The sequence below is a fragment of the Paradevosia shaoguanensis genome (assembly GCF_016801025.1).
Classification (GTDB): Bacteria; Pseudomonadota; Alphaproteobacteria; order Rhizobiales; family Devosiaceae; genus Paradevosia; species Paradevosia shaoguanensis.
This window is the reverse complement of record NZ_CP068983.1, coordinates 210,846-236,417: the sequence shown is the minus strand read 5'-3', so window position 1 is coordinate 236,417 and position 25,572 is coordinate 210,846. Positions and strand designations below refer to the sequence as shown.

At 64.5% G+C, this 25,572-nt stretch carries 23 protein-coding genes; 10 read left to right on the top strand and 13 right to left on the bottom strand.

Annotated features, from left to right (window positions below):
* Window positions 1–29: 29 nt before the first annotated feature.
* From JNE37_RS01105 to JNE37_RS01080, 6 genes are all read right to left on the bottom strand, one after another.
* Window positions 30–974, bottom strand: a complete 945-nt coding sequence (locus tag JNE37_RS01105; protein ID WP_035027737.1) for a succinylglutamate desuccinylase/aspartoacylase family protein — start codon at window positions 972–974, stop codon at window positions 30–32.
* Between the two features lie 24 nt (window positions 975–998).
* Window positions 999–1,844 carry an ABC transporter permease gene (locus JNE37_RS01100; RefSeq protein WP_035027969.1) on the bottom strand — a complete coding sequence of 282 codons (846 nt, stop codon included), beginning with the start codon at window positions 1,842–1,844 and terminating at the stop codon, window positions 999–1,001.
* A gap of 5 nt (window positions 1,845–1,849) precedes the next feature.
* Window positions 1,850–2,830, bottom strand: coding sequence for an ABC transporter permease (locus JNE37_RS01095; RefSeq protein WP_203065047.1), 981 nt, complete (start codon window positions 2,828–2,830; stop codon window positions 1,850–1,852).
* Window positions 2,827–3,999 carry a M24 family metallopeptidase gene (locus JNE37_RS01090; protein WP_203065046.1) on the bottom strand — a complete coding sequence of 391 codons (1,173 nt, stop codon included), beginning with the start codon at window positions 3,997–3,999 and terminating at the stop codon, window positions 2,827–2,829. Before JNE37_RS01090 ends, JNE37_RS01095 begins: the two co-directional genes overlap by 4 nt.
* Before the next feature lie 71 nt (window positions 4,000–4,070).
* A complete protein-coding gene (locus JNE37_RS01085; protein ID WP_035027726.1) occupies window positions 4,071–5,618 on the bottom strand; it encodes an ABC transporter substrate-binding protein in 1,548 nt (515 codons plus the stop codon).
* A gap of 57 nt (window positions 5,619–5,675) precedes the next feature.
* The gene (locus tag JNE37_RS01080; RefSeq protein WP_246513454.1) at window positions 5,676–6,707 is read right to left on the bottom strand and encodes a GntR family transcriptional regulator; all 1,032 of its coding nucleotides are present in this window, start codon (window positions 6,705–6,707) and stop codon (window positions 5,676–5,678) included.
* Between the two features lie 215 nt (window positions 6,708–6,922).
* Between JNE37_RS01080 and JNE37_RS01075 the strand changes: the two genes are divergently transcribed.
* Window positions 6,923–7,903 (top strand): aldo/keto reductase, encoded by a 981-nt coding sequence (locus JNE37_RS01075; RefSeq protein WP_035027723.1) that lies wholly within the window; start codon window positions 6,923–6,925, stop codon window positions 7,901–7,903.
* 41 nt (window positions 7,904–7,944) lie between these two features.
* Here the strand turns inward: JNE37_RS01075 and JNE37_RS01070 are convergent, their stop codons facing one another.
* From JNE37_RS01070 to JNE37_RS01050, 5 genes are all read right to left on the bottom strand, one after another.
* The gene (locus tag JNE37_RS01070) at window positions 7,945–9,339 is read right to left on the bottom strand and encodes an MFS transporter (RefSeq protein ID WP_203065045.1); all 1,395 of its coding nucleotides are present in this window, start codon (window positions 9,337–9,339) and stop codon (window positions 7,945–7,947) included.
* Between the two features lie 169 nt (window positions 9,340–9,508).
* The gene (gene cueR, locus JNE37_RS01065; RefSeq protein ID WP_035027717.1) at window positions 9,509–9,961 is read right to left on the bottom strand and encodes a Cu(I)-responsive transcriptional regulator; all 453 of its coding nucleotides are present in this window, start codon (window positions 9,959–9,961) and stop codon (window positions 9,509–9,511) included.
* Between the two features lie 124 nt (window positions 9,962–10,085).
* A complete protein-coding gene (locus JNE37_RS01060) occupies window positions 10,086–10,469 on the bottom strand; it encodes a DUF983 domain-containing protein (protein ID WP_203065044.1) in 384 nt (127 codons plus the stop codon).
* A gap of 70 nt (window positions 10,470–10,539) precedes the next feature.
* On the bottom strand, window positions 10,540–11,757 hold the full coding sequence (locus tag JNE37_RS01055) for a lytic murein transglycosylase (RefSeq protein WP_246513453.1): 1,218 nt from the start codon (window positions 11,755–11,757) through the stop codon (window positions 10,540–10,542).
* 210 nt (window positions 11,758–11,967) lie between these two features.
* Entirely contained in the window at window positions 11,968–12,390 is a 423-nt protein-coding gene (locus tag JNE37_RS01050; RefSeq protein ID WP_246513451.1) for a hypothetical protein, read from the bottom strand.
* A gap of 101 nt (window positions 12,391–12,491) precedes the next feature.
* Between JNE37_RS01050 and JNE37_RS01045 the strand changes: the two genes are divergently transcribed.
* From JNE37_RS01045 to JNE37_RS22840, 4 genes are all read left to right on the top strand, one after another.
* A complete protein-coding gene (locus tag JNE37_RS01045) occupies window positions 12,492–13,067 on the top strand; it encodes a TetR/AcrR family transcriptional regulator (protein ID WP_203065043.1) in 576 nt (191 codons plus the stop codon).
* Window positions 13,068–13,310: 243 nt separating this feature from the next.
* A complete protein-coding gene (locus JNE37_RS22760; protein ID WP_203065042.1) occupies window positions 13,311–17,354 on the top strand; it encodes an Ig-like domain-containing protein in 4,044 nt (1,347 codons plus the stop codon).
* A gap of 127 nt (window positions 17,355–17,481) precedes the next feature.
* Window positions 17,482–17,856 carry a hypothetical protein gene (locus JNE37_RS22845; protein WP_425511500.1) on the top strand — a complete coding sequence of 125 codons (375 nt, stop codon included), beginning with the start codon at window positions 17,482–17,484 and terminating at the stop codon, window positions 17,854–17,856.
* Window positions 17,808–17,918, top strand: a complete 111-nt coding sequence (locus tag JNE37_RS22840; RefSeq protein ID WP_425511506.1) for a hypothetical protein — start codon at window positions 17,808–17,810, stop codon at window positions 17,916–17,918. The genes JNE37_RS22845 and JNE37_RS22840 overlap by 49 nt, the downstream gene beginning before the upstream one ends.
* A 46-nt stretch (window positions 17,919–17,964) precedes the next feature.
* Here the strand turns inward: JNE37_RS22840 and JNE37_RS01030 are convergent, their stop codons facing one another.
* Window positions 17,965–19,116: an MFS transporter gene (locus tag JNE37_RS01030; RefSeq protein WP_246513449.1), complete on the bottom strand. Its 1,152-nt coding sequence runs from the start codon at window positions 19,114–19,116 to the stop codon at window positions 17,965–17,967.
* A 90-nt stretch (window positions 19,117–19,206) separates the two neighbouring features.
* The gene (locus tag JNE37_RS01025; RefSeq protein WP_203065040.1) at window positions 19,207–19,704 is read right to left on the bottom strand and encodes a hypothetical protein; all 498 of its coding nucleotides are present in this window, start codon (window positions 19,702–19,704) and stop codon (window positions 19,207–19,209) included.
* Window positions 19,705–20,101: 397 nt separating this feature from the next.
* Here JNE37_RS01025 and JNE37_RS01020 point away from each other — a divergent pair, with 397 nt between their 5' ends.
* From JNE37_RS01020 to JNE37_RS01000, 5 genes are all read left to right on the top strand, one after another.
* Complete coding sequence (locus JNE37_RS01020) at window positions 20,102–21,256, top strand: Gfo/Idh/MocA family protein (RefSeq protein WP_203065039.1); 1,155 nt, start codon at window positions 20,102–20,104, stop codon at window positions 21,254–21,256.
* A gap of 11 nt (window positions 21,257–21,267) precedes the next feature.
* Window positions 21,268–22,155, top strand: coding sequence for a carbohydrate ABC transporter permease (locus tag JNE37_RS01015; protein ID WP_035027699.1), 888 nt, complete (start codon window positions 21,268–21,270; stop codon window positions 22,153–22,155).
* Between the two features lie 110 nt (window positions 22,156–22,265).
* On the top strand, window positions 22,266–23,108 hold the full coding sequence (locus JNE37_RS01010; RefSeq protein WP_035027954.1) for a carbohydrate ABC transporter permease: 843 nt from the start codon (window positions 22,266–22,268) through the stop codon (window positions 23,106–23,108).
* Between the two features lie 41 nt (window positions 23,109–23,149).
* A complete protein-coding gene (locus JNE37_RS01005; RefSeq protein WP_052014881.1) occupies window positions 23,150–24,373 on the top strand; it encodes an extracellular solute-binding protein in 1,224 nt (407 codons plus the stop codon).
* Window positions 24,374–24,480: 107 nt separating this feature from the next.
* Window positions 24,481–25,569, top strand: coding sequence for an ABC transporter ATP-binding protein (locus tag JNE37_RS01000; protein ID WP_035027696.1), 1,089 nt, complete (start codon window positions 24,481–24,483; stop codon window positions 25,567–25,569).
* Window positions 25,570–25,572: the final 3 nt, after the last annotated feature.

Here is a 25,572-nt window from a genome sequence, read left to right as displayed (position 1 = left end):
ACGCACTCCCTTTCCTTGTGATCGCGCTATCAGTCGGTCGAGCCTTCGAGGTTGCCGACCATGAAGCCGTAATCGCCGGCTTCAACGACGTTGCGCGTCAGGTGCTGCATGATCATCACGCCGTTCTCGAACGGGGTCGGGATCTCTTCGATCACTTCGAAGTCGTAGGGGCTCACGACGCGGCCGAGAAGCTGGCCGCCCTTGATGACTTCGCCGTTGGCCGGGCAGAGCGGCTCGAGCCAGCCGCCGTGCTTCGGACGGATGCCGGCGAGTTCGGTGACCACGATCTGCTTCGGGTTCGGCTGCACCGCGCCTTCGATGACGCCGAGGTGGCGCAGCATGTTGAGGAGGCCGTTGACGGTGCGCTCGACATAGGGGCCCTGGTCGACGATGCCGCCGCCCAGTTCCACGGTCACCACCTTGGTGCCGTGGCGGTCCATCGTCACCGACTTGGTGGTGCCGGCATAGACGGTGCCCGCCTTGCCCTCGACCGGACGGTAGAGGCACTTGGAGCCGAAGGCGCGCGACAGCGGCTCGTCGTTCCAGATGTAGACATAGTCAACGGTCGGGCGGTCGGTGCCCGAGTGCAGATCGATATGGTAGTCGAGTTCGTTGAAGTAGTGGTTGGCCAGCGCGTCGGCGAGCTGCTGGGTGTAGTTGCCGCGCGGGTCGCCGGGGAACTCGCGGTTGAGGTTGAGCTCGTCGAGCGGGGTGAAGCGGTGGTTGACCGCGAAGGCGCGCGGATTGGCAACCGGCAGCAAGAGGATACGGCCCTTGAGCGGCAGGTCCTTGATGGCGCGGAAGAGTTCGAGCACTGCTTGCGAGCCGGCATTCTCGTTGCCGTGGATCGAGCCGGAAATGCCGATGGTCGGGCCATCCTGCTCACCAACCAGTTCATGGACGAAAAGCAGGGCGTCGCTGCCATCCGCATGGGTGGTGAACTTGTGCCGCAACTTGTTGATAGCCTTGACCATTCTATAGTCCTTTTTCAGTCGGATTTATTTCTTGGCGTTGCCGCCGCGCGAAAGCTGGCGCGGATCGAGGATGTCGCGCAGGCCGTCGCCGAGGAGATTGAATCCGAGCACGGTGATCATGATCGTCGCGCCCGAAACGATTGCCAGCCACGGCTCGTCACGCATGAAGCGCGTGCCGTAGGCCAGGGTCCAGCCCCAGGTCGGGGTCGGGGGAGGAAGGCCGAAGCCGAGGAAGGAGAGGGCGGATTCCGCGATGATCGCGGTGCCCAGACCGAGCGAGGCCAGCACGATGATCGGGCCCAGCGCGTTCGGCAGGATTTCCTTGAAGATGATCCGCGCCGGATTGGCGCCGAGCGCCTTGGCCGCCTGCACGTAGTTCTGTTCGCGCAGCACCAGGGTCGTCGAACGGACGACGCGGGCATACTCGGTCCAGAACACGATGACGAGCGCGATGGCGACATTGGCGATGCCCGGGCCCATCACCGCCACGATGGCGAGCGAGAGCACGATGGCCGGAAAGCCGAGGAAGATGTCGGTGATGCGCATCAGGAGCAGGTCGACCCAGCCGCCGAAATAGCCTGCAACGAGGCCCACGGTGGTGCCGATGATGGCCGCGCCGCCGACCGACATGATGGCGATCGAGAGCGAGACCTGCGCGCCATAGACGAGACGCGACCAGAGATCGCGGCCGAAATTGTCCGTGCCCAGCCAGTGGGCGGCGCTCGGCCAGGCGAAGCGGTTGCGCATGTCCATCTGCTCGACGCCATGGGTCGCCACATAGGGGGCGAGCAAAGCGAGGAGCACGATGGCGAGCGTGATGAGCGCGCCGATGACCAGTGAGGAATTGCGGAAGATACGAGGTACGCGCATGGCTATCACCCGAGCCTGATGCGCGGATCGACCGCGGCATAGAGGAGATCAACGACGAGGTTCACCAGCGCGAAGATGATCGCGAAGGTGAGGACGATGCCCTGGATCAGCGGCAAGTCGCGCTGCGAGATGGCCGAGATCGTGAGCTGGCCGAGGCCGGGCCAGGCAAAGATGCTTTCGGTCAGCACCGCGCCGCCGAGCAGGGCGCCGAAGCGCAGGCCGATGACCGAGAGCACGGGCAGCAGTGCGTTGCGCAGGGCATGGCGGATGACGACGCGCGGACGGCGCAGGCCCTTGGCATAGGCGGTGCGGACAAAGTCCTCGCGCAGCACTTCGAGCATCGAGGTGCGGACCAGGCGGCTGATGATGGCCGCCGAGTTCACCGCCAGCGCGAGGGCCGGCAGGATGATGTGCGCCAGCGAATCCCAGAGCACCTGCGGCTTGCCGGTGAGGGCCATCCAGAGCGCGGAGGGCAGGGGCTCGCCGCGACCGATGGAGGGCAGCCAGCCGAGCTGGACGGCGAAGAACAGCATGAGCAGCAGGCTGAGCCAGTAAACCGGCATCGAGACGCCGAGCTGGGCGAAGAGCATGGCGACGGTATCGACCCAGGTGCCCTGCTTCATGGCGGCGATGACGCCGAGCGTCATACCGATGAGCGTGGCAAGCACGAGGGCTACCACGGCCAGTTCGACCGTCGCACCGAGGCGGCTCATGATGATTTCGGAGACCGGCAGGCTCTGGAAGATCGAGCGGCCCATGTCTCCGTGGAGCAGGGCGACGAAATAGTCCCAGAGCCGGATATACCAGGGATTGTCGAGGCCGAGCGCGGCCCGCAGGTTCGCGATGGCGTCCGGAGAGGCTTCCTGGCCGAGCAGCACGGAGGCCGGATCGCCCGGGATCAGCAGCAGCAGGCCGAACGTCACCACCACCATCCCGATAGCCATCGGGATGAGCAGCAGCAGGCGTCGTGTCACGTAAGCAATCATGCGATGACGATCTCTTCGAGCTTGCGTGGATATTTCGTGAGGCTGTTCGGCCCCTTCTCGGTGACATGGACGGTATCCGCGATACGGAAGCCGCCAAGGTCGGGCACGTAGAGCGCCGGCTCGGTCGAGCAGACCATGTTCGGGCGCAGGATGGTCTCGTCGCCCCCCTCCACCCATGGCGGCTCATGGAACATCACGCCCATGCCGTGACCGACGCGGTGCAGGCAATATTCGCCCATGCCGCTGTCGCGGATATAGGCGAGGGCGAGGTTGTCGGCCGACGCGCAGGTCTTGCCCGCGATCAGGGCTTCGGTCGCCATCTTCTGGGCTTCGTAGGCGACGGTATAGAACCGGGCCTGGTCGGCGCTGGGCTCGCCGAGGATGAAGGTGCGCTCGCTTTCGGCGGCGCGGCCACCGACGCGGCAGCCCAGCGACAGCATGAAGCTCTCGCCTTTCTCGAAACGGCGCGCGGAGGGCATGCCGTGCGGATAGGCGGAGTTGAGGCCGCCATAGACGAGGCCGCCCGAAATGCCCTGCACGAACATGATGTCCTCATGCTCGGTATTCATCACATCGAGCGCATGGCGCATGATATGGCTCTCGACCTCGATCTCGGTCGGCATCAGGCCGCCTGAGCGGAAGGCCTCGGAGATCATGGCGACGCCGGCGGCGACCATGCTGTCGGAAATCCGCGCAGCTTCCTGCTGCAGCACGATTTCTTCCGGATACTTGGTGAGACGCATCGTCGAGACGATGCCGCTCGGCCTAACCTTGGCATTGGGGAAGGCGGCGGCGATCTGCGGGGCGCGGGCCATCGAAATGCCGGCGCTGTGGCCGATCGTGCCGGTGACGTTGCCAAGCGCGCGCGCCAGCACGTCGAACGGCTTGTCGATGCCGGGAAACTCGAAATAGACCACCGGCTCGGCAGCGACATGCTGCTTGGCGCAATGGGTGCGCTCGAGTTCGGGAATGAGGAGCAGGGCCTTGTCCTGCGTCAGCGCGAAGACGACGGGGCGCTCGGTCGTATAGTGCGAGAAGCCGGTCGTGTAGATCACATCGTCATTGCTATCGAGCAGCAATACGTCGATGCCGGCCTCGGCCATGCGGGCACGGATGTCGCGGTGCACGCGGGCGTAATAGTCTGCGCTCAGGCGCTGCTTGAAAGTCATGACGGGCTCGGAAAAGGAATTGAAGTAGGTGGCCGGCGCGTTTGGGCCCGCGCCGGCCTTTCTCAGCAGGATTAGTCCTTGTAGCCGATCAGGCCGCGGAGATTTCCGCGTGGGGTGGCCTGAACTTCCACCGGGATGTCCTTGCTGTAGAACAGCTGGTAGCCCTGGTCGGACACGATGTAGTAGGGCAGGTCGGACGCCAGGATCTTGGCGGCTTCCTGATAGTCGGTGGCACGGGCAGCCTGGTCGGTATCGGTGCGGCCCTTCTGGAGCAGTTCATCGACCTGCGGGTTGGAATAACCGCCCCAGTTGGTCGAGCCGCCGGTGGTCAGCTGGTTGAACAGCAGACGGTCCGGGTCGACGATATTGAGCCAGCCGAGCAGCGCGATCTGGTGCTTGCCCTGCTGCACGTAGTTGGTCGAGAACGACGGCCAGTCGGTGATCTGGGCCTGCGCGTCGACGCCAGCCGACTGCATGATGGCCTGGATGAACTCGATGGACTGCACGCGGTTCGGGTCTTCGCTGTGCGTGGAGAGAACCACGGTCAGCTTGTTGCCGTCCTTGTCCAGGATCCCGTCATTGTTGCTGTCGGTCCAGCCCTCTTCGGCGAAGAGCTTCTTGGCGCCTTCCACGTCGAACGTCGGCTGCTTGATGTCGGCGGAGTAAGCCCAGGACGACGGCAGGATGATCGAGGAAGCGACCTGATCCACACCCTGGTAGATGTCGTTCACGATGGTGTTCTGGTCGATCAGCATCGAGAACGCCTGACGCATCTTGGCGTCGGCCAGGATCGGGTCCTTGGTGTTGTAGTTGATGTAGGTCACGCCCAGGCCCGGCACGATGACATTACCGAAGCGGGTGTCAGCGGCGAGACGGGTGATGTCCTGCGGCGAGAGCGGGGACTGGATGGCGTCCAGGTCGCCTGCTTCGAAAGCCTGCGCGCGGGCGCTGTTGTCACCGATGATCTTCATCGAGACCTTGGTGAGCTTGGGCTGCTCGCCCCAAAAATTGGGGTTGGCTTCGAGCTGGATGTCGCTGCCGCGGTTCCAGGCGGCGAGCTTCATCGGGCCGGCGCCGAGCGGCTCGGCACCGATATCCTTGCCACCTTCGACGGCGGCCTTCGAGACGATGCCGATATCGAGGTAGGAGAGGAGCGGGGCATAGGGCGCGTCGAGCGTGAACTTGACGGTCTGCGGGTCCACGGCCTCGACCTTGGTGATCGGGGTGTAGAGGCCGCGCATCGGCGCGTTGAAGTCCTTGTCGATGATCGAGGTGAAGGTGAACACCACGTCATCGGCGGTCAGCGGCGAACCATCGGAGAACTTGAGGCCATCGCGCAGCTTGAAGATCCAGGTCGTCGGATCGGGCGTTTCCCAGCTTTCGGCCAGGTCCGGCACGGCGCTCAGGTTCGGCGTGATGTGCACGAGACCCGAATAGATGAGGTCGATGGCGCGCGAAGCGGTCGTATCGCGCGACAGGCGCGGATCGAGCGTGCCGGCATCCACGTCCATGCCGACGACGAGCGTATCGGGTGCATTCTGGGCCCAGGCGGGGACGGTGGTCCCGGCCATGGACAGCGCCAGGATGGCGGCGCTGGTCGAAAGAAGCAGTCTCTTCATGGTTCTTCCCTTGTTGAACGTTTTAGACATCCCCGGACTTTTCGCGCGCCCGGGTTGTTACGCAGCGGCCTGCCCCTTTCGACCATCGTCCGACTTTGAACGGCGCAGATGGGCGAGATAGGGGACAAGCACGTTTTCAAGTGCGCCCAGGTCGGGCGAATGGCGGTATTCGAAGCAGCGCTGGCCGGGGCGGGCGAGGCCCGCCACTTCGTCGGCGCCGGTGGCGTAGATCACCACGTCGCACACGGCGATGGTTTCGCTCAGGTCCGGCGCCGAGGACCACGTGACGCGGATATCAGCCACGTGGGGCGCAAACTCGCGGATCGAGGGGCGCATGATGGCGATGAAGTCCTGGAAGTGCGTGACCGCGGCGATCTTGGTGCGCGGATCGAGGCTGGCGAGGGCCTGCCGGGTCTTCTCGGACGGAATGAAGCGCAGCGCGAGGAGGCGCGCATCGGGCACGAGGGCCTGCACTTCCATCTCGCGATGCACGAAGGTCAGCACGACATCTGCCTGGTTGCAGGTGGCGCGAGCCTCCTCGGAGGTCTTGAGTTGTTCGAGCGTGACGATGCGCACGGTATCGTCGGCGGCCAGCACGTTCTTGATCTCTTCGACATAGTCGCGCGTGGGGCCGGGGAAGATGCCGACGAACACGATTTCAAGCCCGGAGCGCGGCTTGCGCATCTGCACCTGGGCAGTGACCATGGAAACGAGCGCCATCGGGGAAACGCCCAGATGCTCGGCCTTGCCGAGCAGCGCATCGATATCGGCACGCAGCGCGTTGATGGGCTGATCCTCGCGCAGGCGCACATTGGGATCACGGGCGGTAAAGGCGCCGAGGCCCCGCTTCATCTCGATGAGGCCGGCATCGCGCAGGTCCTGGTAGACCTGGCTGACCGTCATCGGCGCGATGCTCAGGTCCGCGGCAAGCTGGCGCACCGAGGGAAGCTTGGTGCCATAGGCCATGTCGCCGTGCGAAAGAATGTAACTCAATAGCCCATGGAGCTGCGTGCTCACCGGGACGGGCAGCGACTTGTCTATCGATGTGGCGTCCAGCGGGAACATATTGAACATGGGTGTGCTAACCATCCAGTACACTCAAACCGTAACACGTGTTACGCGACGCGCAAGTGGGTAGGACAAAAAATGTTCATATGGGGAAAGTGCGCAGAAACTGAGCGGAAAGGTTAATGGAAATCAACCTTTGCCGGTGCACTCGCGAAACTAAACCGGTTTTCAAGTGCGGCCGAGTGCTGTAACGAAGGCCCCGCTTTGACCGCCATCACATGCGAAGAGGTGTACTAATGGACTATGTCAACCTTGGCCGGACGGGCCTCAAGATTTCCCGTATTGCATTGGGTTGCATGACCTTTGGTTCGCCCAACTGGGCCAAATGGGTGCTCGACGAGGCCGGCTCGCGCCCGATCATCGACAAGGCGATCGACGAGGGCATCAACTTCTTCGACACCGCCGACATGTACTCGCTTGGTGCGAGCGAAGAGATCGTGGGCCGCGCCGTGCTGGCGCGCCTGCCGCGTCACAAGGCGGTGATCGCCACCAAGCTCTACAACCCCATGAGCGACGACCCGAACGACCGCGGGCTCTCGCGCAAGCACATTTTCGAGGCAGTCGACGGCAGCCTCAAGCGCCTGGGCACGGACTATATCGACCTCTACCAACTCCACCGCTTCGACTACGGCACGCCGCTCGAAGAGACGCTGGATGCGCTCAACGATGTCGTGCGCATGGGCAAGGTGCGCTATCTCGGCGCGTCCTCGATGCATGCCTGGCAGTTCATGAAGGCCATCGGCATGCAGCGCCAGAACGGCTGGGCGCCGTTCGTCTCCATGCAGCCGCACTACAACCTCATCTATCGCGAGGAAGAGCGCGAAATGCTGCCGCTCTGCCTCAACGAAGGCGTGGGCGTGATCCCCTGGAGCCCGCTGGCCCGCGGCCTTCTCGCCGGCAAGCGCAACGAGGGCGTGACCTCGGTGCGTGCCGAAACCGACAAGACCGCCAACGCGCTCTACGATCGGAGCAAGGCGCAGGACGACGCCATCATCGCCGCCACCCGCAAGGTAGCCGAGCGTCATGGCCGGCCGATGGCCCAGATCGCCTATGCCTGGGTGGCAAGCCGCCCTGCGATCACCGCGCCGATCGTGGGGATTTCCAAGCTGGAGCAGTTCGGCGACGCCATCGCGGCGCTGGAGGTGAAGCTCACCCCCGAGGACGTGGCGGAAATGGAAGCGCCCTACCACGCCAAGCCGGTGGCAGGGCACGTCTAAGAGAGAATTGAGAGGGCGGAGGAAACTCCGCCCTCTTCGTTTCAGCCGGCAGGCACCGCGCCGCTGCTGCGCGCGCCGCGCAGGGCGATGACCGCCAGGATCGCCGCCGCAACCGCGACGATCGCCGCGCCGAGGAACGCCGCCTGGAAGCCGGCGAGCATGTCGGCCGCACGCCCCGAGGCCAGAGCCACCATGACCGCGAGCCCGATCGCGGAACCCACCTGGTAGCTGGTGTTGATGAGGCCGGAAGCCAGGCCCATCTCCTCCGGCCGCGCGCCGGACATGCCGGCCATGGTCGTGGGGATATAGGCGAGCGACATGCCGAGGGCGGCCAGCAGCGAAGCGGGCAGGACGTCGACCACGAAGCTGCCCTCGCTCGGCAGGCGGGCGAAGAGCAGCAGCGCGCCACCCATCAGCAACAGGCCGACGATGACGTTGGCCTTGATGCCGAACCGCGCCACGAGCCGGCCGGATACGGCGACCATCAACACCATGATGGTGACGGTCATGGGCAGGAGCGCCAGCCCGCTGAACAATGCGGAGAGGTGCAGTACCTGCTGCAGGTAGAGGTTGAGGTAGAACCAGAGCGGAATCCACGCCGCCCCGAGCAGCCCCATCAAGAGGTTACCCGCCGCCAGGTTCGGCGCGCCGAGAATGCGCAGCGGCAGCAGCGGTTCGCGCTGCAGGGCCTGCGAGATGAAGAAGGCGACGAGCAGCCCGAGCGCGGCGGCGAGGAGGCCCCAGGCACGCAGCGAGGTCCATTGGCCCGGCTCGGTGGTGACGATGGCATAGACCGCCAGCACCAGCGCGCCGGTGACGAGGAGCGCCCCCAGCCAATCCACCCGTCCGACGAGCGGCGCGCGATAGCGCAGCACGAGCGGGCTGACGAGCAGCACGAGGATGCCGAGCGGCACGTTGATGAGGAAGGTCCAGGGCCAGCTCATCCACTCGGTGATGACGCCGCCCAGGAACACCCCGGCCGTGCCGCCCGCCGCAGCCGCCGCGCCCCAGAAGCCGAAGGCCTTGCCCAGTTCGCGGCCATTGCCGCCGAAAAGGGTCATGAGGATGGTGAGGGCCGAAGGCGCGATGAGCGCTGCGCCCACGCCCTGCAGCGCGCGCCCGGCAAGGAGCTGCGCCTGCGAACCGGCGAGGCCCGCCACGAGCGAGGCGACGGTGAGAATGGCGAAGCCGAGCATGAACATGCGCCGGCTGCCGAAGATATCGCCCAGCTTGCCGCCGAGCAGCAGCAGGCCGCCGAAGGCAATGACATAGGCGTTGAAGATCCAGGAGAGCCCTTCGGCGGAAAAGCCGAGCTGCTGCTGGATGGCCGGCAGGGCAATGCCGATGATCGAAGTGTCGAGGATGACGATGAATTGCGCCGCGCAAAGCAGCGCCAGCGCCCACCACCGCAAGGGGTCAGGTGCGTAACTGGTCATTCCGGATGTCCTTTACGACTGGGGTTGCAAGGGGCCGAAGCCCACGGGCGGGGAGTCGTAAAGTTTGCCAGAATGGGAGGGTCAAGGGGGTGACGCTCCCCCTGAAGTCTCGGTCGCTCTTCCCCGACGAAAGCTGGGGAAGAGAGGCGCCTGCGTGGCTCGCGCCTCGTTACGCGCCCTGCGCCTGAACCGCGGTGACGCCGAACTTCTGGCGCTTGCGCACCTTCGGGGCCGGGGCCTCTGCCAGCTCTTCGAGAATCGGGCAATCAGGACGGGTGTCGCCGTGGCAGTGGGCGGCGAGGTGGCGGAGCGTGTTGCTCATTTCCTGGAGCGCCCTGGCCTTGCGCTCGAGTTCCTCGATATGGCCGAGCGCGATGGCCTTGACGTCCCCGCTGGCGCGCGAGCGGTCGCGCCACAGGGCGAGGAGGTCGCCCATCTGCTCGACGGAAAAGCCGAGATCGCGGGCGCGGGCGATGAAGCGCAGGGTATGGACGTCGTTTTCCATATAGACGCGATAGCCGGATTCCGTGCGATGCGCGCTGCCGATCAGCCCGATGGATTCGTAGTAGCGGATCATCTTGGCCGAAATTCCAGAGGCCTTGGCTGCCTGGCCGATATTCATCGCACGCACTCCTGCTGTTGCAGCCGAGATGGTCGTTCCGGATGCCCTTGGCAAGGGCTTTCGAAGTCCGGCGACATGGTGGTTTTGCCAGCGCCGGGTGTCAAACCGATTTGCAGCCGGTCGCCTAGCGCTGCTCATCGCTCAGCTGGCTGAACCACAATATGCCGATCAGCGCGCCCTTCACCGGCGGCAACAGCAGGAGCGAGACGACGAGGACGATGGGGATGAAGATCGCCAGCGAAAGCAGGGGATTGATCCGCAGTCGGGCCGCTTCGAGAAGCACGAAGACGAGGATGTGGCCGAGCACGGTGACGACGATGAAGGGGAGGAGGAGGCCGACCTGGTAACGGTCGCCATAGGCTTCGCCGCAGACGTTGCAGTGTTCGACCGGCTCGAGATAGCGCGCATAGAGCTTGCCGCGCCCGCAATTGGGGCAGCGGCATTTGAGGCCATTGAGGGCCGCCCGCTGCCAGGAGCTGCGGGTCGGCTGATTGGTCGATGGAGCCATGACGCTTCTCCGGACAAAGCGCTACGCAGCTTCAACTCCCCGGCGCGGCGGCTGGTTGCCGCGGCGCGGGTCAGCTCATCGCGTTGAGGAGGTTGCCTGAAACGTGGCCATCGGCGAGGAGGCCGGCCTTGGCCTGCCAATCCATCACCGCGGCGCGCGTCTTGGAGCCGATGACGCCATCGGCGGAGCCGATCTGGTAGCCGCGCTTGAGGAGCAGTGATTGCACCTTCTGGCGCCCGGCACCGTTGAGGGCCGTATCGTTGGGCCAGGGCGAAACGAAACCACCGCCGCCGATGATCCGGTCGGCGAGATGGCCGACGGCAAGGGCATAGCTGTCCGAATTGTTGTAGCGCTTGATGACGTCGAAATTGGCCAGCACGGCGAAGACCGGGCCATGGCCGCCCATCGGCATGAAGAGTCGGGCGGAATCGCTTGCGCGCGGGAAAGCCTTGCCGTTGGCGCGGGTGACGCCGGCGCCGCTCCAGTCGCGCAGCGAGGCGGTGGTCTTGGACCAGACGTGGTTGTAATCGAAGCCGCGCGGCAGCTTGACTTCGTAGCCCCAGGTCTCGCCCGGCCGCCAGCCGAAGGAGCGCAGGTAATTGCCGATGGATGCCTGGGCATCGGGCACCGAGTTCCAGATGTCCTTGTGGCCGTCGCCTTTGAAATCGACGGCGTATTTCATGAAGCTCGAGGGCATGAATTGCGGATGGCCCATGGCGCCGGCCCACGAACCGACCATCTGGCCCGGCTTGACGTGCCCCGCCTGGAGGATTTCGAGCGAAGTGATGAGCTCGCTGCCGAAATAATCGGCGCGCCGACCGCCATAGGCAAGGGTGCCCAGGGCGTGGACGGTGTTGTTGCCGCCCATATAGCCACCGTAATTGGTCTCGATGCCCCAGATGGCGAGGATGGCCTCGGGCTGCACGCCATAGCGGCCGCCGATGGCGCCAAGGGTCTGTGCCCACTCGCCGCGCATGGCGCGGCCAGTGCCGACCTGGCGGTCATTGACGCGCTTGCCGACATAGTCGGCAGCGGTGGTGGCAAATTCGGGCTGCTTGCCGCTGAGGTCGAGCACCTTGGTGATGGGACGGAAATCGCCCATCGCGGCATCGAAAATCCGCCGCGAGACGCCGCGCGCCTTGGCCTGCTGCCAGACGCGATCGACAAAGCCGCCCACGCCCGCCGCGAAAGCCGGCGAAATGGCCGACGACGCCAGGAGCGTAATGGCGCCTGTCGCGAAGGCGCGACGCGACATGGAAAAGGGAACCTGTTTGGCGGTGCGGAACATGGCAGCCTCAAAAACTGGAAGGGGCCCATCTCGTGCACGGAGCAGGACGAGAGCATTGCCCATAGAGTCGCCGACTGCAAATTAAGATCGTATTAAGCGTGATTGGCCGGCCAAAGGCCGGGCAAGGGCGCTGCGCGAACTTCCGTCCCCTTCTGGCAGGGCGGGGTGACGAAGCGCCTGCCGGAGCGGCCGAGGCCGGAATGTGCCGGATTACCGCCACGCAGCCCAGATCGTCAGCAGGCCGAGCGAGCCGAATATCACCCACTGGAAGAGGCCCAGCGGCGTGCCGAACCACGAATAACTGATGGCGATGCAGATCGCCGAGATCACGAGATAGTGTCCGCCCAGCAGCCAGGCGATAGGCCTGCGCCACTCCGTCCTGAAGGCGGCGACGGCCATGGCGACCCCGCCCATGACGATGAGGGCCGCAATCTGCCACCACATGAGATCGATGATGGTGGTGACCTCACGGGGCAGGGCGGTGGCGTGCATCGGCTCCAGCACTTTGGAGGTACCGACGGCGATGTGATATCGCGCGCCGACGGCCGATAGCGCCGCGCCGAGCAGCAGGCCATAGCGGCGCAACGTCCATCTGCGCACCGGCAGATCGAGGGGATTGTTGAGGCTTATCATCGCAAGGCTCCATTCCATACGGAGCCGTATGGTACGCCGATGTTGCGAAGAGTCCATACGGTGGCGTATGGTTATTTCGCGATGCCGTTTCGGAGCTGTGCGTGACAGAAAAAGCCAACCTCACTCCCCGCGACTGGGTGATTGCCGGCCTGGCTGCCCTCGGCGAGGGCGGGCTGGATGCCGTTCGGGTGGAACGCCTTGCCAAGCGGCTCGGCACGACCAAGGGTTCCTTCTATTGGCACTTCGCCGATCGCCCGGCGCTACTCGAAGCCATGCTCCAGCTCTGGGAGCGGGAGGGCACGGCGGAGCCGGTGGCCAAGGCGATAGCGATCGCCGATCCCGCCGAACGGCTCCGGCAGATCACCAAGGGCGCTTTGAGCGTGACCGGGCGAGGGGCCAGCGTCGGTGGCGCCGAAACGGCCTTGCGCGCCTGGGCGGCGCAGAACTCCGAGGTCGGCCAGCGCTTCGCGCGAATCGAGGCAGAGCGGATTGCGGCCCTGAGAGGGGCGCTGGCAGCGCTCGGCTATGAGGCGGCCGAGGCGGGACGGTTGGCCAAGGCGCTCTACCTCACGCTGATCGGGCTCTATTCGGTACGGCCCTATGCCCCGGAACTGGCCGAGGATCAGGCGCTGCTCGACCTCGTCGAACGTGTCATTGCCGGTGCACCTGGACGCTGATTTGCGTCACCGGGGAGCTAGTTGCGCCTGACGCCGAGCTAGCTCCAATTGGTTAATTTCTGTCCGGCCAGAACTGTGTAAACATACGCGGTTATACAAAACGTTAGGGTTAATAAAGAAACCGACCTGTTTGTATAACCGGCTATGCTTTGGCCGGTTTGGGCCACTTTCAACTACAAGCCCAGATGTGAAATCCCGCGATTAATCGAGTGTTAATCGGGGCCGCCGGCCCAAGGGAATTTCATGACTGCAGACAATAAGTCCGGCCGTTCGCCCAACGAATTCGCTGCTGGACAGGTAACGTCGGGTAACAAACTTCCGCATGTACAGGGTCTGCCTTCGGCTATTGCTGCCGCGGGTGCCGTACGGGTCGCAGAGGTCACCGACGGTCCGGCGCGGGTCATCGTCGAGATCGGCGAGGGGCACACGGCCCGGCTTCCCGAAGGCGCCGATATCAGCCAGGTGCGCCAGAACGGCACCGACCTCGAATTCGTCCAGCCGGATGGGTCCGTGGTGGTGCTGCCGAGCGGCGCGGTGCAGGGGCTGACCCTTTTCGTCGGCGGCGTCGAAGTTCCGCCCCAGGCGGTAGCGCAGCTCTTCGCGGCAGACGGCATCGAGACGGCAGCCGGCCCGACGAGCGGCGGCGCGGACGGTTCGCATGGCAATTTCGGCTGGGTCGACCCGGAGGGCATCGGCGATGGCCTCGGCTATGCCGACCTGCTGGCCCCGACCGAGCTCTTCCTCAACGTTCCCACCTTCGACGAGCGCGGCGGCGAACCCATTGCTCTCCGCGGCGCGGATCGCGTGAACAATGACGTGACGGTGACGCCGCCGGCAGGCGATGCGGGCAATCCGAGCGCCGGTGCGGCCGGGACCTTCGTTTACGAATCCGGCCTGCCGGGCGGCTCCAAGAACGGCAGCGGCGGCGAGACGACGAGCGGGCAGGTGAGCTTCTCGGCTGCCGACGGCGTTGGTTCGATCGCGATCGGCGGCAAGGCCATCGACCTGCTGGCCGGCTTCCCCCAAACGCTGCTCAGCGATGCGACCGGCAAGCTGGTGGTGACGGGCTATAGCTTCGATCCCGTAACCGGCGCCGGTACCATCAGCTACACCTATACGCTTGGCGTCAACACGTCGGGCGACCACACGTCGGTGTCGTTCCCGGTGACGATTACCGATACGGACGGCGATATCGGCACGGGCACGCTGACGGTCAACATCGTCGACGATGCGCCCACGGCCAATGACGACAAGCAGACGCAGGCCCACGAAAACGATCCGGTGACGGTCGATGTGATCGGCAACGACGTGCGCGGCGCCGACGGTGTCGACCTGGCGACGGCCGTGAAGTTCGTTACCGGCAGCCTCGCCGGTGGCACGGGTGTCATCACCTATAACGGGGACGGTACCTTCACCTACACGCCCGCTGCCGGCGAAGAGGGCACGGTGACGTTCCAGTACACCATCACCGACAGCGACGGTGACGAATCCACGGCGACGGTGACGATCGAACTGCAGCCCGATTCCGCCCCGGTCATCTCCGTTGCCGCGACCGACGTGGCAACCGACGACGACGGCACCCTGGCTGGTGGCGTTTCCACGAGCGGCGGTTCGGTGACCATCGACTACGGCGCCGACGATGCCGGCTCGAGCTTCGAGCTGACGGGCATCGGGGCGCTCAAGACCGCCGACGGCAAGGTGGTGGAATTCGCCAGCGACGGCGCCGGCGGCCTCATCGGCACGGTCGACGGCGGGGCGCGGCAGGTGATCACCATCACCGTGACCGCAACGCCCAATGGCGACGGCACGGTCACCTACAATTACCTCGTGACGCAGTATGAAGCGGTCGGGCATCCGGGCGCCGATGTCGAAGACAACGTGAATGTGCAGGTCGATTTCCTCGCCACCGATGGCGATGGCGGCCAGACGGTTTCCGGCTCCTTCGACCTGACCGTCAACGACTCGCTGCCCGTTGCAGCGGGCGACAGCGCGACCCAGGCGCACGAGAACGAGCCGGTGACCGTCGACGTGCTCTCCAACGACGCCCAGGGCGCCGATGGCGTTGACCTGGTGAACGGCGTCAAGGCTGTTGCGGGCAGCCTGAGCGGTGGCACTGGCGTCATCACCTATAACGGGGATGGCACCTTCACCTACACGCCCGCAGCCGGCGAAGAAGGCACGGTGACGTTCGACTACACCATCACCGACCGCGACGGCGACAGCTCCACGGCGACGGTGACTATCGAGCTCAAGACCGATTCCAAGCCGGTGGTCGTCGTGAACAACGCCACGGCGGTCGTCGATGAGGACGGGCTGCCGGGCGCCAGCGCCGATCACGGCCGGGCGGGGGAGGTCACCTCGACGGGCAGCGCCGCCTATACCGGCACGATCACGGTGGGCTACGGCAATGACGTGCCGGCGGATGCCCTGGGCGCGATTCAGCTCTCGGCCTCCGGGCTCGACAGCCAGCTCAAGGCGCTGGGCGGCGACGTCGCCTGGACGCTCTCGGGCGACGGCCGCACGCTGACGGGCGCCGTGGGCGGGGTGACGGTGATGACCGTTGCCATCGTCTCGGCCGGCGCAGCCAATGCCGCGGGCCAGGTGACCTATACCTATGAGGTCGTGCTCGAAAAGTCGGTTACCCATGGGGCCGGCGGCGAGGATGCGGTGACGCTCAACGGCATCTCGTTCGTCGTGACCGATGCCGACGGCAGCCAGGGCAATGGCTCGTTCGACGTTCAGGTCGTCGATGACATGCCGGTGCTCGGGGAATTCACCACGGGCGTGATCCCGAATGAAACCGGCACGGTTTCCGGCCTCTTCGCCGTGGCGCCGGGCGCCGATGGCATCGATCATTTCGAGATCACCGGCCCGGCCATCAAGGGCATCACCTACCAGACCACCTATGGCGAGAACGGCACCACCACGCTGCACGGTATGTCGGGCGCGACCGAAGTGTTCTCGCTGACCGTCCGCGCGGACGGCACCTATACCTACGAGCTGCACACCCCGCAGACTGGCACCTCCAAGACCGTCAGCGACACGGCGATTTCGGCCGGCCAGAAGCAGAGCTATTTCGATGTTGCCGGCGGTACGGTGGAAATCCAGGCCATGGGCGGCCATACCATCAACCCGTCGGGCGCTGGTTTCGGTGTCGACAACAACAACATCGAGCAGGGCGACCGGTTCAGCCTCGAGTTCTTCAAGGTCGGCGACACCGCGCACAACAACACGCCTGGCGTGAACGGCCAGCTCGTCGAAGCCCTGACTTTCAACGTGGACGAGCTGGGAAGCGGCAGCCGCACTGTCAGCTGGACGGCCTATAACTATGCCAGCGACGGCACGACCGTGATCGGATCGCAGTCCGGCGTGGCGCAGGTCGTCAACGGCGTGCTGGTCATTGACCCGTCGATCCCGTTCAATGCCATCGAGATCGACTGCACCGCCGGCAAGTTCAAGATCGAGAGCTGGTCCTACGACGTCGCGATGCCGCCGCCGGACCTGCACCTCGATTTCAAGGTTGTGGCGGTCGACGGCGATGGCGACCAGTCTTCGGCCCAGACGGTTCATATCGACCAGGTCTCGGCTGCTTCGGGAAGCGACTACACGCTCAACGGCACGAATGGCGACGACGTGATTGCAGCCAGCGCGCACCATGACACCATCGTGGGCGGCAACGGCTTCGATATCGTCGACTACAACGGCAGCCTCGGCAACCTGTCCATCCGCCTCGCGGATGACGGACATGCCTCAGGCGCGCCGGCCGACATGGCGAACCCGGCTGCCGGCACGATCGGTGGCGGCGACGCCGACGGCGACAAGCTGACCGGTATCGAAGGCATTATCGGCGGCCTGGGCAATGATCTGCTCATCGGCAACAGCCACGACAATTTCCTGTCGGGCGGCGCCGGCAGCGATATCCTGATTGGTGGCGCGGGCAACGACATTCTCGCCGGTGGCCCTGGCAACGATACGCTGACGGGTGGTGCGGGCAACGACACGTTCGTCTTCTCCCATACGGGCGCGGCGAACGCGGACACCATCACCGACTACGTCGTCGGCGAGGATGCGATTGACCTCCAGGAGCTGCTGAACGGCCATTTCAACGACGCGCAGTCCAGCCAGTACGTCAACCTCTCGGCATCGGGCGGCAACACGATCCTGAGCGTGGACACCACCGGCAGCGGTAACTTCACCGGCCACGAAGTGGCGACGCTCCAGGGCGTCTTCGCGGGCGATGTCACCATCGTCATCGACGGCGAAGCGCATACGTTCAAGGTCGCCTGACCTGACAAAAAGGGCGTCGGACCGGTTCCGGCGCCCTTCGCCTTTCATCCATCCCACGCCTTGACCTTACAACCATGGCAAGGCCCAGAACGGGCGCCGGGTCGATTTATGGATGAAAGGAAAGAGGATGCATTTGCTTCCCAAAGTGATCGCTGCGGCTCTCGTGCTGGTCGCGGCACCGGCTATCGCGCAGGATCATTCGATGCATGGCGGCGCCGCCGCGCCCGAATCGAAGCTGCCGGCGATCTGCCTCGAAAACGCCAAGGGCCATGACATGTCGGCCATGGCGGCCGCTCCTGCGGAAGGCGACGAGGCGCACAAGGCGCTGGCCGCGACGATGGATGCCATGCACGGCGACATGGCAGCCGGCATGACGGCGACCGATATCGATGTGGCCTTCGTCTGCGGGATGATCCCCACCATCAGGGCGCCATCGACATGGCCAAGGTCGAGCTGCAATACGGCAAGGACGAGTGGGCGCGCGGCATGGCGCAGAAGGTGATCGATGCCCAGGAGCAGGAGATCGCCGACATGCTCAAGTGGCTGGAAGACAAGAGCAAGTAAGGCGAGGGCGCGGTGGTGCCGACTGGCGGCACCACCCTGATGCGTGTCAGGCGGCCGCCGAAGCCGGCTCCGCCTTCCGGCCCATCCCCGCCCGCAACGTGCCGGTGAGGATGAGGCTGAGGCCGAGGAAGGGCAGCAGCATGGCGAGCCCGCCGCGCATGCTGGTGTGCTCGGCAACGAACCCGATCATCGGCGGCCCGATGAGGAAGCCGGTGAGGGCGATGAAGGACAGGGTGGCCACGCTCGAGGAAGCAGGGCGATCCTTGAGGCTGGCGGCAGCGCTGACGGCCAGCGGGAAGCCCACCGAGACACCGAACCCGACCACGGCGAAGCCGACGATGGCGACTTCGGGCGAGCCGGCGAAATAGACGATAGCCAGCCCGATCAGCGCGCAGGTGCCGCAGAAACGGGCGACGGCCACTGCGCCATAGCGCGTGCGCAGCCAGTCGCCGCTGAAGCGGCCGGTGGCCACGAGGGCAGCGAAGACCGAATAGCCGATACCGGCCTGGGCGGTGGGTGAGCCGAAGACATCGCGCAGGAACACTGCCGACCAATCGGCAACCGCGCCTTCCGTCATGCCGATGCCGAAGACGAAGAGGCAGATGCCGAGCAGCATTGCGCCGGGCGGCTGCCATCTGGCCTTGGGCGCGGTGGCCGCGGCAGCGCGCTCTTCCTTGCCATGGTCGGGCAACAGGTTGCCGACATAGAGGGCGACCGGCAGCACGATGATTGCGGCAAGCGGAATTGCGATGGCGGCGGGAACGCCGAGGGCGGCAAAGACCGAGCCGACGACGCTGCCGACCATGATGCCCAGGCTCCAGAAGCCGTGGCACGTGCTCATGATCGGCTTGCCGCCGTGCTTCTCGACCTCGTCGGCCTTGACGTTGAGGCCGAGCTCAAGCGTCGAGACGGCCGAGCCGGCAAACATCAGCGCCACGAAGAGCGTTTCGGCATTCCAGGCCAGCGCGGGAAGGGCCATGACGGCGCTGTAGACGATGAAGCCATAGATGATAGTGGCGCGCGCCCCGATGCTGGCGACGAGGCGACCGGCAAAGGGCAAGGTGAGGAGGGTGCCGACGGGCATGCCCAGGAGCGCCAGCGCCAGTCCCGCGGGACCCACGCCCAGATGCTGCTGCACATCGGGAATGCGCGGCAACCAACTGCCGAAGGCAATCGGCTGCAGGAAGAAGATGAACATTATCAAACGGCTCGGAGACATCTGCCGGACTCGAATCGATCAATTGAAAACGAAACGGCGCAATCCAATGATTGCGCCGTGGGGCTTTTCCTAAGCGGTGCGGGCGGTGCCCATGGGGAAGGGCGCGTAGCCGATGAAGCCGGTAAGCTTCCATTGCCCGCCGACCTTGCGGCAGAAGTAGAGCGTCTGCCAGTTCATGATGTCCTTGCCGCCATCGGCCCGGGCGATGGTGCCGTCGAACTTCTTGTGCGCCACCGCGATGTCGCCGTTGATCTCGATGTGCTGGAGATTGGTGGCGCGGAAGATGCCGGTACGCTGATCCTCCGCATATTTGACCTTCTTCGCCTCGGCCGCCTGCCGCAGCCACTCTTCGCGATAGACATCGAGGGTCGGAAAGCCGATGCGCCAGGAATCGGGGTTGTCGGACTTGCCGGCGTCGATGCCGAGGAAGCCTTCCCTGACGAAGTCGCCATCCACCATGCCCCAGTCGCCCGCCAGGAACGCGTCGATGTCGCGCTCGACCAGCATCGTCCATATCTCGCGGCGGTCGGGGTCGTTGGGGAACGGGTTGGTCATAAAGCTGGACATCAGCGTACTTTCGTTGTCAGGTTTCGGTCGGGAATGTTCGGCAGGCGTTCATCAATGTGGCGCGGCTGTGATCAGCGCGCGCCAGCATGTACCAAATTTACATTTATGCGGTCCCCTCCGCCTGTCCATGAAAACCTCCATCTCATGCACAGGAACAAGTGGGCGCGCCCAGGACGGCGCCTCGTTTCTCACCATAATGCACGAAATTCATGCGGTAAACGCCCAAAAGCCGGGCTTAACGTACCTCAGAAACCGATTTCACCGTTCCGGCTTAGATTGGTATGCGCAATCGTTTCGAACCCGCTTGACATCCTCCACGACAGGACCCTAGTCTTGAAAATCGTTTACAAACGTAGCGGCAAATAACCGCACTAAAAGACCAAGGGTTAGGGGCGTCATGAAGGTAGGGATTATCGGGCTGGGCTTCCGGCTCGGGTATTTGGCGCACGTATTCACCGAAATGGTGCCGGGTTTCGAAGTGGTCGGCTATGTCGATCCCGAGCCTGCCGGCGCCTCCTACGCCACCGAGCGCGGCGTCTCCCTCGGAACGATCTATCCCACCCTCGAAGATCTGCTGGAAAAGGCTGAGCTCGACGTGCTCATGGTCGGCTCGCCCAACCACATGCATCTCGGGCATATCCGCACCGGCCTCGAACACGGCAAGAAGGTCTTCACCGAAAAGCCGGTCGTGACCTCGGTCGAGGAAACCCTGGCGCTGGCCGAACTCATCAACCAGTACGGCTCGGACAACGTGATGGTCGGGCTCGTGCTGCGCTACGCCCCGCTCTACAAGGACCTGCGCAAGGCGCAGGCCGAGGGGATGCTCGGCGATGTCGTCTCGATCGAGGCGGCCGAAACCATTCCGCCCTATCACGGCGCCTTCTTCATGCGCGACTGGCGGCGCTACGAGCGCTTCGCCGGCGGCTTCATGCTCGAAAAGTGCTGCCACGACCTCGATCTCTATAACGGGGTCATGGGCTGCCGCCCGAAATACGTGTCGTCCTTCGGCGGCCGCAAGATCTTCATCCCCGAGAACGCGCCGGAAAGCCACGGCATCAACGACCTCGAAGTCTACCATCGCAAGCCATCCGGCTGGATGGGCAGCGACAAGGTGTTCGACAGCGACGGCGACATCATCGACTACCAGGTGGCCAACGTCGAATACGAGAACGGCTCGGCGCTGATGTTCCACACCAACCTCTCCGTGCCGCACGATTTCCGCCGCTTCGCGGTCATCGGCTCCAAGGGCATGGCCGAGGGCGACTTCATCCGCAACTACTTCCAGGTGACGGATTCCCGTACGTCCAACCGCCTGGTCGACACCACCTACCAGCTGTCCGAACTGTCCCAGCACTATGGCGCCGACGAGCAGATGGCGACCGACATCGCCCGCCACGTGACCAACGGCGATCCGCTGCCGGTCTCGGTGGTGGACGCGCTTGAGGCCGGGCTCCTCGCCCTTACCATGGACGAGGCGCGACGGACGCGAAGCGTGGTGGACATGACGCCCATCTGGGAACGCTTCGACACTGCACTTGGCCGCAAGGTCTGAGGGAGGACGCAATGAACAGGCAAGGTACCGCCACCCTCTTCGCCCTAGCTCTTCTGGCTCCGGCTACGGTCTACATCCTTGCCATTGTCGCCTATCCGCTGGTCGACACGTTCCTGCTCTCGTTCACCAACGCTTCGCTCAAGCCGCAATCGGACTGGATCGGCTGGGCGAACTATCAGCGCATCTTCACCGCCGGCAATTTCACCGAGGTCATCATCAGGACGTTCATCTGGACGTTCTTCTCGGTGTCCATCAAGATGATCATCGGCACCTGCGGCGCCGTGCTGCTCAACGCCGCGCTGCCCGGCCAGACGCTCTTCCGCATCCTCACCATGCCGCCCTGGGTCGTGCCCATGGCCATCGGCATCTTCATGTGGGGCTGGATGTATAACGGCCAGTTCGGGATGATCTCGGGCCTGCTGCAGAATTTCGGCATCATCAACAAGCCGATGGCGTGGCTGGCCTATGGCGAGACCGCCTTCTGGGCGACGATCATCACCGACGTCTGGATCGGCGTGCCGATGGTGACGATCTATTTCCTCGCCGCCATGCAGTCGATCCCCAAGGATCTCTACGAGGCCGCCTGGACCGACGGGGCAGGGCGCTTCTACCGCTTCCGCCGCATCACGCTGCCGATGATGATCCCGGCGATCATCACCATGTCGCTGCTTTCGCTCATCGCCACGTTCAACTCGTTCGACATCATCTGGATCCTGACCCAGGGCGGTCCGTCCGGCCAGACCACCACGATGATCATCGACACCTACAAGACCGCCATCGGCTCGCGCAAATACGGCGAAGGCGCCGCCCGCGCCGTGGTGATCTGTATCTTCGTGACGCTCTTCTGCCTCGCCTACTTCCGTGCTGTCCGCAAGCTAACCGCCGGAGAAGCCAAATGAGCCATCTCGCCCGTAACGCCGCCGCCGCCGCCACGGCGGACACCGAAGTATCGGACGAAAGCGCCGTCGCACCGGCCAAGCGCAAGAAGTCCCGTCGTTCCGCCAAACCGATGATCGACCGCTACCGCTGGTACGAGGTCGTGGGCATCTATGCCGGCATCGCGGTGTTCCTGTTCTTCGTGCTGGCGCCGTTCATCGAAGGCTTCCTGGTTTCGCTCAAGCCGCTCGCCCTGCTGTTCTCGACGCCCTACAGCTTCTGGCCCAAGAACGGCTCGTTCGATGCCTATTTCTCGATGTGGCAGAGCGTGCCCATGCTCGGGCTCTATATCTTCAATTCGTTCTTCATCTCGACCGTCGTCACGCTCATCGTCGTAGCCATCGTCGTGCCCGCCGCCTATGCCTTCGCGCGGTTCCCCTTCACGGGGGCGGGCCTGATGCTGGGCGGGTTCCTGGCGGTCAACATGTTCTCGGGCGCGGTGCTGCTCATCCCGCTCTTCCGGCTGATGCGCACGATGGGCCTGCTCAATACCTATTGGGCCATGATCGTGCCGGGCGCCGCCTTCCTCATCCCGTCCTCGATCTGGCTGCTGCGCACCTATCTCATGCGTATCCCGCGCGAGCTGGACGAAGCCGCCTGGGTCGATGGCGCCAGCCGCCTCTACACCCTGCGCCGCGTGATCCTGCCGCTGGCCATGCCCGGCATCGTCGTGGTCTCGATCATGACCTTCATCGGCGCCTATGCCCAACAGTTCATCTTCGCGCTGACCTTCAACTCCAAGTCCGAATTCATGCCGCTGCCGATTGGCCTGTTCGCCTTCTTCGGCAAGCAGGAAGTGGTCTGGAACGAGCTGATGGCCGCGAGTTTCGTCGGAATCCTGCCAGTCATGATCGTGATCGTGTTCTTGCAGCGCTACCTGGTGGCCGGCCTCACCGCCGGTGCCATCAAGCAGTAGGGAAACGGCCCCTTTGGGCCGTCTATCAAGGGAGACTACTAATGAACAAAATTACCGGACTACTGGCCGTGTCGATGCTGGCTCTTGCCAGCGCCGCGCCGGCCGCGTACGCCCAGGACGTGAAGGAAATCACCTTCATCAACTGCGGCGACGAGCTGACCGCAGGCTATGCCGACTACTTCAAGGAATGGGAAGCTGCCAATCCCGGCTTCAAGGTCGTTCCGGAAATCGTGGGCTGGGGCCAGTGCCAGGATAAGGTAACGACCCTCGCCGCCGCCGGTACCCCGGTCGCGCTCGCCTATGTCGGTTCGCGTACGCTCAAGCAGTTCGCCCAGAACGACCTGATCGTCTCGATCCCGATGACGGACGAGGAAAAGGCCTCCTACTACAATTTCGTTCCTGAAACCGTGACGTTCGACGGCACCCAGTGGGGCGTGCCGGTGGCGTTCTCCACCAAGGCCCTGTTCTGGAACAAGGACCTGTTCAAGGCCGCCGGCCTCGATCCGGAAACCCCGCCCAAGACCTGGGAAGAAGAGATCGCCTTCGCCAAGGCCATCTCCGAGAAGACCGATGCAGCCGGCTTCGGCGTTGTCGCCAAGACCTTCGACAACACCATGCACCAGTTCCTGCATTGGGTTTACACCAACAATGGTTCGGTCATCGACGCTGACGGCAACATCACGCTCGACAGCCCGCAGAACCTGGCTGCCCTGACCGCGCTCAAGGACATCACCCAGTACGCCGAAGAAGGCCCGACCGCCTACGAGCAGAACGAAGTTCGCGCCATCTGGCTCGACAAGAAGCTCGGCATGATCCACGCCTCCGCTGGTGCGGCCATCCGCGCCCAGGAAGCTGGCCTCAACTGGGGTGTCGCTCCGCTCCCGCTCGGCCCGGACGCCAAGGGCCCCGGCACGCTGCTGATCACGGACTCGCTGGCCGTGTTCAAGGGTACCGGTGTTGAAGAGCAGGCCATCAGCCTCGCCAAGTTCCTGACCTCTGGCGAACGCCAGTGGGCTGCCGAAATGGCCCAGGGCCTGACCCCGCTCCGTCCGCTGCAGCCGCAGACCGACGAACTGCTGGCCAAGACCCCGTATTGGAAGCCGTTCCTGGATGGCATCCAGTTCGGTGGCCCGGAGCCGCTGTTCACCGACTATATCGGCCTGCAGAACACCATGATCGAAATGGTCCAGTCGGTCGTGACCGGCCAGGCCGAGCCGGCTGATGCCCTCAAGAAGGCAGCCGCCGAACTCGAGCAGTACAAGTAAGCCATGACCCCGCGGGTCGCCGTCGCCAAGGTTCTCCCGACGGCGGCGACCCGCAACCACAAGCTTTCACCCGGCCTTGAGCGCCGGATGCCGGAGACCTGACAGCAATGTCCGCACTCACCCTTTCGCGCCTGCGCAAGTCTTTTGCCGAAGTGGAGATCATCAAGGGCGTCGACCTGGATGTGAACGAGGGCGAATTCGTCGTCTTCGTCGGTCCTTCAGGCTGCGGCAAGTCCACGCTTCTGCGCATGATCGCGGGGCTGGAGGACGTGACCGACGGCGAAATCGTCATCGCCGGCAAGGAGGTCAAGAACCTGCCGCCGGTCAAGCGCGGCATCGCCATGGTGTTCCAGAGCTACGCGCTCTACCCGCACATGACGGTCTTCGAAAACATCGCCTTCCCGCTGCGCGTGGAACGCCTGCCCAACGAGCAGGTTAAGGAGCGCGTCGGCCGCGCCGCCAAGGTGCTGCAGCTTGAATCGCGCCTCGAACACCGCCCCGGCATGCTCTCCGGCGGCCAGCGCCAGCGCGTCGCCATCGGCCGCGCCATCGTGCGCGAGCCCAAGATCTTCCTCTTCGACGAGCCGCTCTCCAACCTCGACGCCGCGCTCCGCTCGGAAATGCGCATCGAGCTGATGGAACTGCACAAGCGCCTCGGCTCCACCATGGTCTACGTGACCCACGACCAGGTCGAGGCCATGACCATGGCCGACAAGATCGTCGTGCTCAATTCCGGCAAGATCGAGCAGGTGGGCTCGCCCCTCGAACTCTACCACAACCCGGACAACCTCTTCGTCGCCGGCTTCATCGGCTCGCCCAAGATGAACTTCATCAAGGGCAAGTGCACCTCGATCGAGGGCGGCAATGCCACGATCGACCTGGGCAAGGTCGGCTCGGTGACGCTGCCGCGCCGCGGCAAGGCGGGCCTGGTGGGCAAGGACGTGCTGGTGGGCATCCGCCCCGAGCACCTGACGCTGGGCGGGGGCGAGTTCCAGCTGACCTTCACGCCCAATATCGTGGAGCGCCTGGGCATTCATACGGTGTCTTACTCGACGCTGCCGGCCGGCGAGAGCTTCACGGCGCTCTTCGAGGGCGACCCCGATATTGCCGAGGGCAAGCCGGCTACGGTAAGTGCCGACCCTGCACAGTGCCACCTTTTCGACGAAAACGGATTGGCCGTTAAGCCAACCGCCTGACGC

Excerpts from the sequence above, each read along its gene's own strand:
- JNE37_RS22845 (WP_425511500.1), top strand. The coding sequence starts at position 17,482 with ATGCATTTGCTTCCCAAAGTGATCGCTGCGGCTCTCGTGCTGGTCGCG.
- JNE37_RS01070 (WP_203065045.1), bottom strand. The coding sequence starts at position 9,339 with ATGACCAGTTACGCACCTGACCCCTTGCGGTGGTGGGCGCTGGCGCTG.
- JNE37_RS01080 (WP_246513454.1), bottom strand. The coding sequence starts at position 6,707 with ATGGTTAGCACACCCATGTTCAATATGTTCCCGCTGGACGCCACATCG.
- JNE37_RS22760 (WP_203065042.1), top strand. The coding sequence starts at position 13,311 with ATGACTGCAGACAATAAGTCCGGCCGTTCGCCCAACGAATTCGCTGCT.
- JNE37_RS01095 (WP_203065047.1), bottom strand. The coding sequence starts at position 2,830 with ATGATTGCTTACGTGACACGACGCCTGCTGCTGCTCATCCCGATGGCT.
- JNE37_RS01090 (WP_203065046.1), bottom strand. The coding sequence starts at position 3,999 with ATGACTTTCAAGCAGCGCCTGAGCGCAGACTATTACGCCCGCGTGCAC.
- JNE37_RS01050 (WP_246513451.1), bottom strand. The coding sequence starts at position 12,390 with ATGATAAGCCTCAACAATCCCCTCGATCTGCCGGTGCGCAGATGGACG.
- JNE37_RS01005 (WP_052014881.1), top strand. The coding sequence starts at position 23,150 with ATGAACAAAATTACCGGACTACTGGCCGTGTCGATGCTGGCTCTTGCC.
- JNE37_RS01020 (WP_203065039.1), top strand. The coding sequence starts at position 20,102 with ATGAAGGTAGGGATTATCGGGCTGGGCTTCCGGCTCGGGTATTTGGCG.
- JNE37_RS01030 (WP_246513449.1), bottom strand. The coding sequence starts at position 19,116 with ATGTTCATCTTCTTCCTGCAGCCGATTGCCTTCGGCAGTTGGTTGCCG.
- JNE37_RS01015 (WP_035027699.1), top strand. The coding sequence starts at position 21,268 with ATGAACAGGCAAGGTACCGCCACCCTCTTCGCCCTAGCTCTTCTGGCT.
- JNE37_RS01105 (WP_035027737.1), bottom strand. The coding sequence starts at position 974 with ATGGTCAAGGCTATCAACAAGTTGCGGCACAAGTTCACCACCCATGCG.
- JNE37_RS01055 (WP_246513453.1), bottom strand. The coding sequence starts at position 11,757 with ATGTTCCGCACCGCCAAACAGGTTCCCTTTTCCATGTCGCGTCGCGCC.
- JNE37_RS01075 (WP_035027723.1), top strand. The coding sequence starts at position 6,923 with ATGGACTATGTCAACCTTGGCCGGACGGGCCTCAAGATTTCCCGTATT.
- JNE37_RS01100 (WP_035027969.1), bottom strand. The coding sequence starts at position 1,844 with ATGCGCGTACCTCGTATCTTCCGCAATTCCTCACTGGTCATCGGCGCG.
- JNE37_RS01000 (WP_035027696.1), top strand. The coding sequence starts at position 24,481 with ATGTCCGCACTCACCCTTTCGCGCCTGCGCAAGTCTTTTGCCGAAGTG.
- JNE37_RS01085 (WP_035027726.1), bottom strand. The coding sequence starts at position 5,618 with ATGAAGAGACTGCTTCTTTCGACCAGCGCCGCCATCCTGGCGCTGTCC.
- JNE37_RS01010 (WP_035027954.1), top strand. The coding sequence starts at position 22,266 with ATGATCGACCGCTACCGCTGGTACGAGGTCGTGGGCATCTATGCCGGC.
- cueR (WP_035027717.1), bottom strand. The coding sequence starts at position 9,961 with ATGAATATCGGCCAGGCAGCCAAGGCCTCTGGAATTTCGGCCAAGATG.
- JNE37_RS01025 (WP_203065040.1), bottom strand. The coding sequence starts at position 19,704 with ATGTCCAGCTTTATGACCAACCCGTTCCCCAACGACCCCGACCGCCGC.
- JNE37_RS01060 (WP_203065044.1), bottom strand. The coding sequence starts at position 10,469 with ATGGCTCCATCGACCAATCAGCCGACCCGCAGCTCCTGGCAGCGGGCG.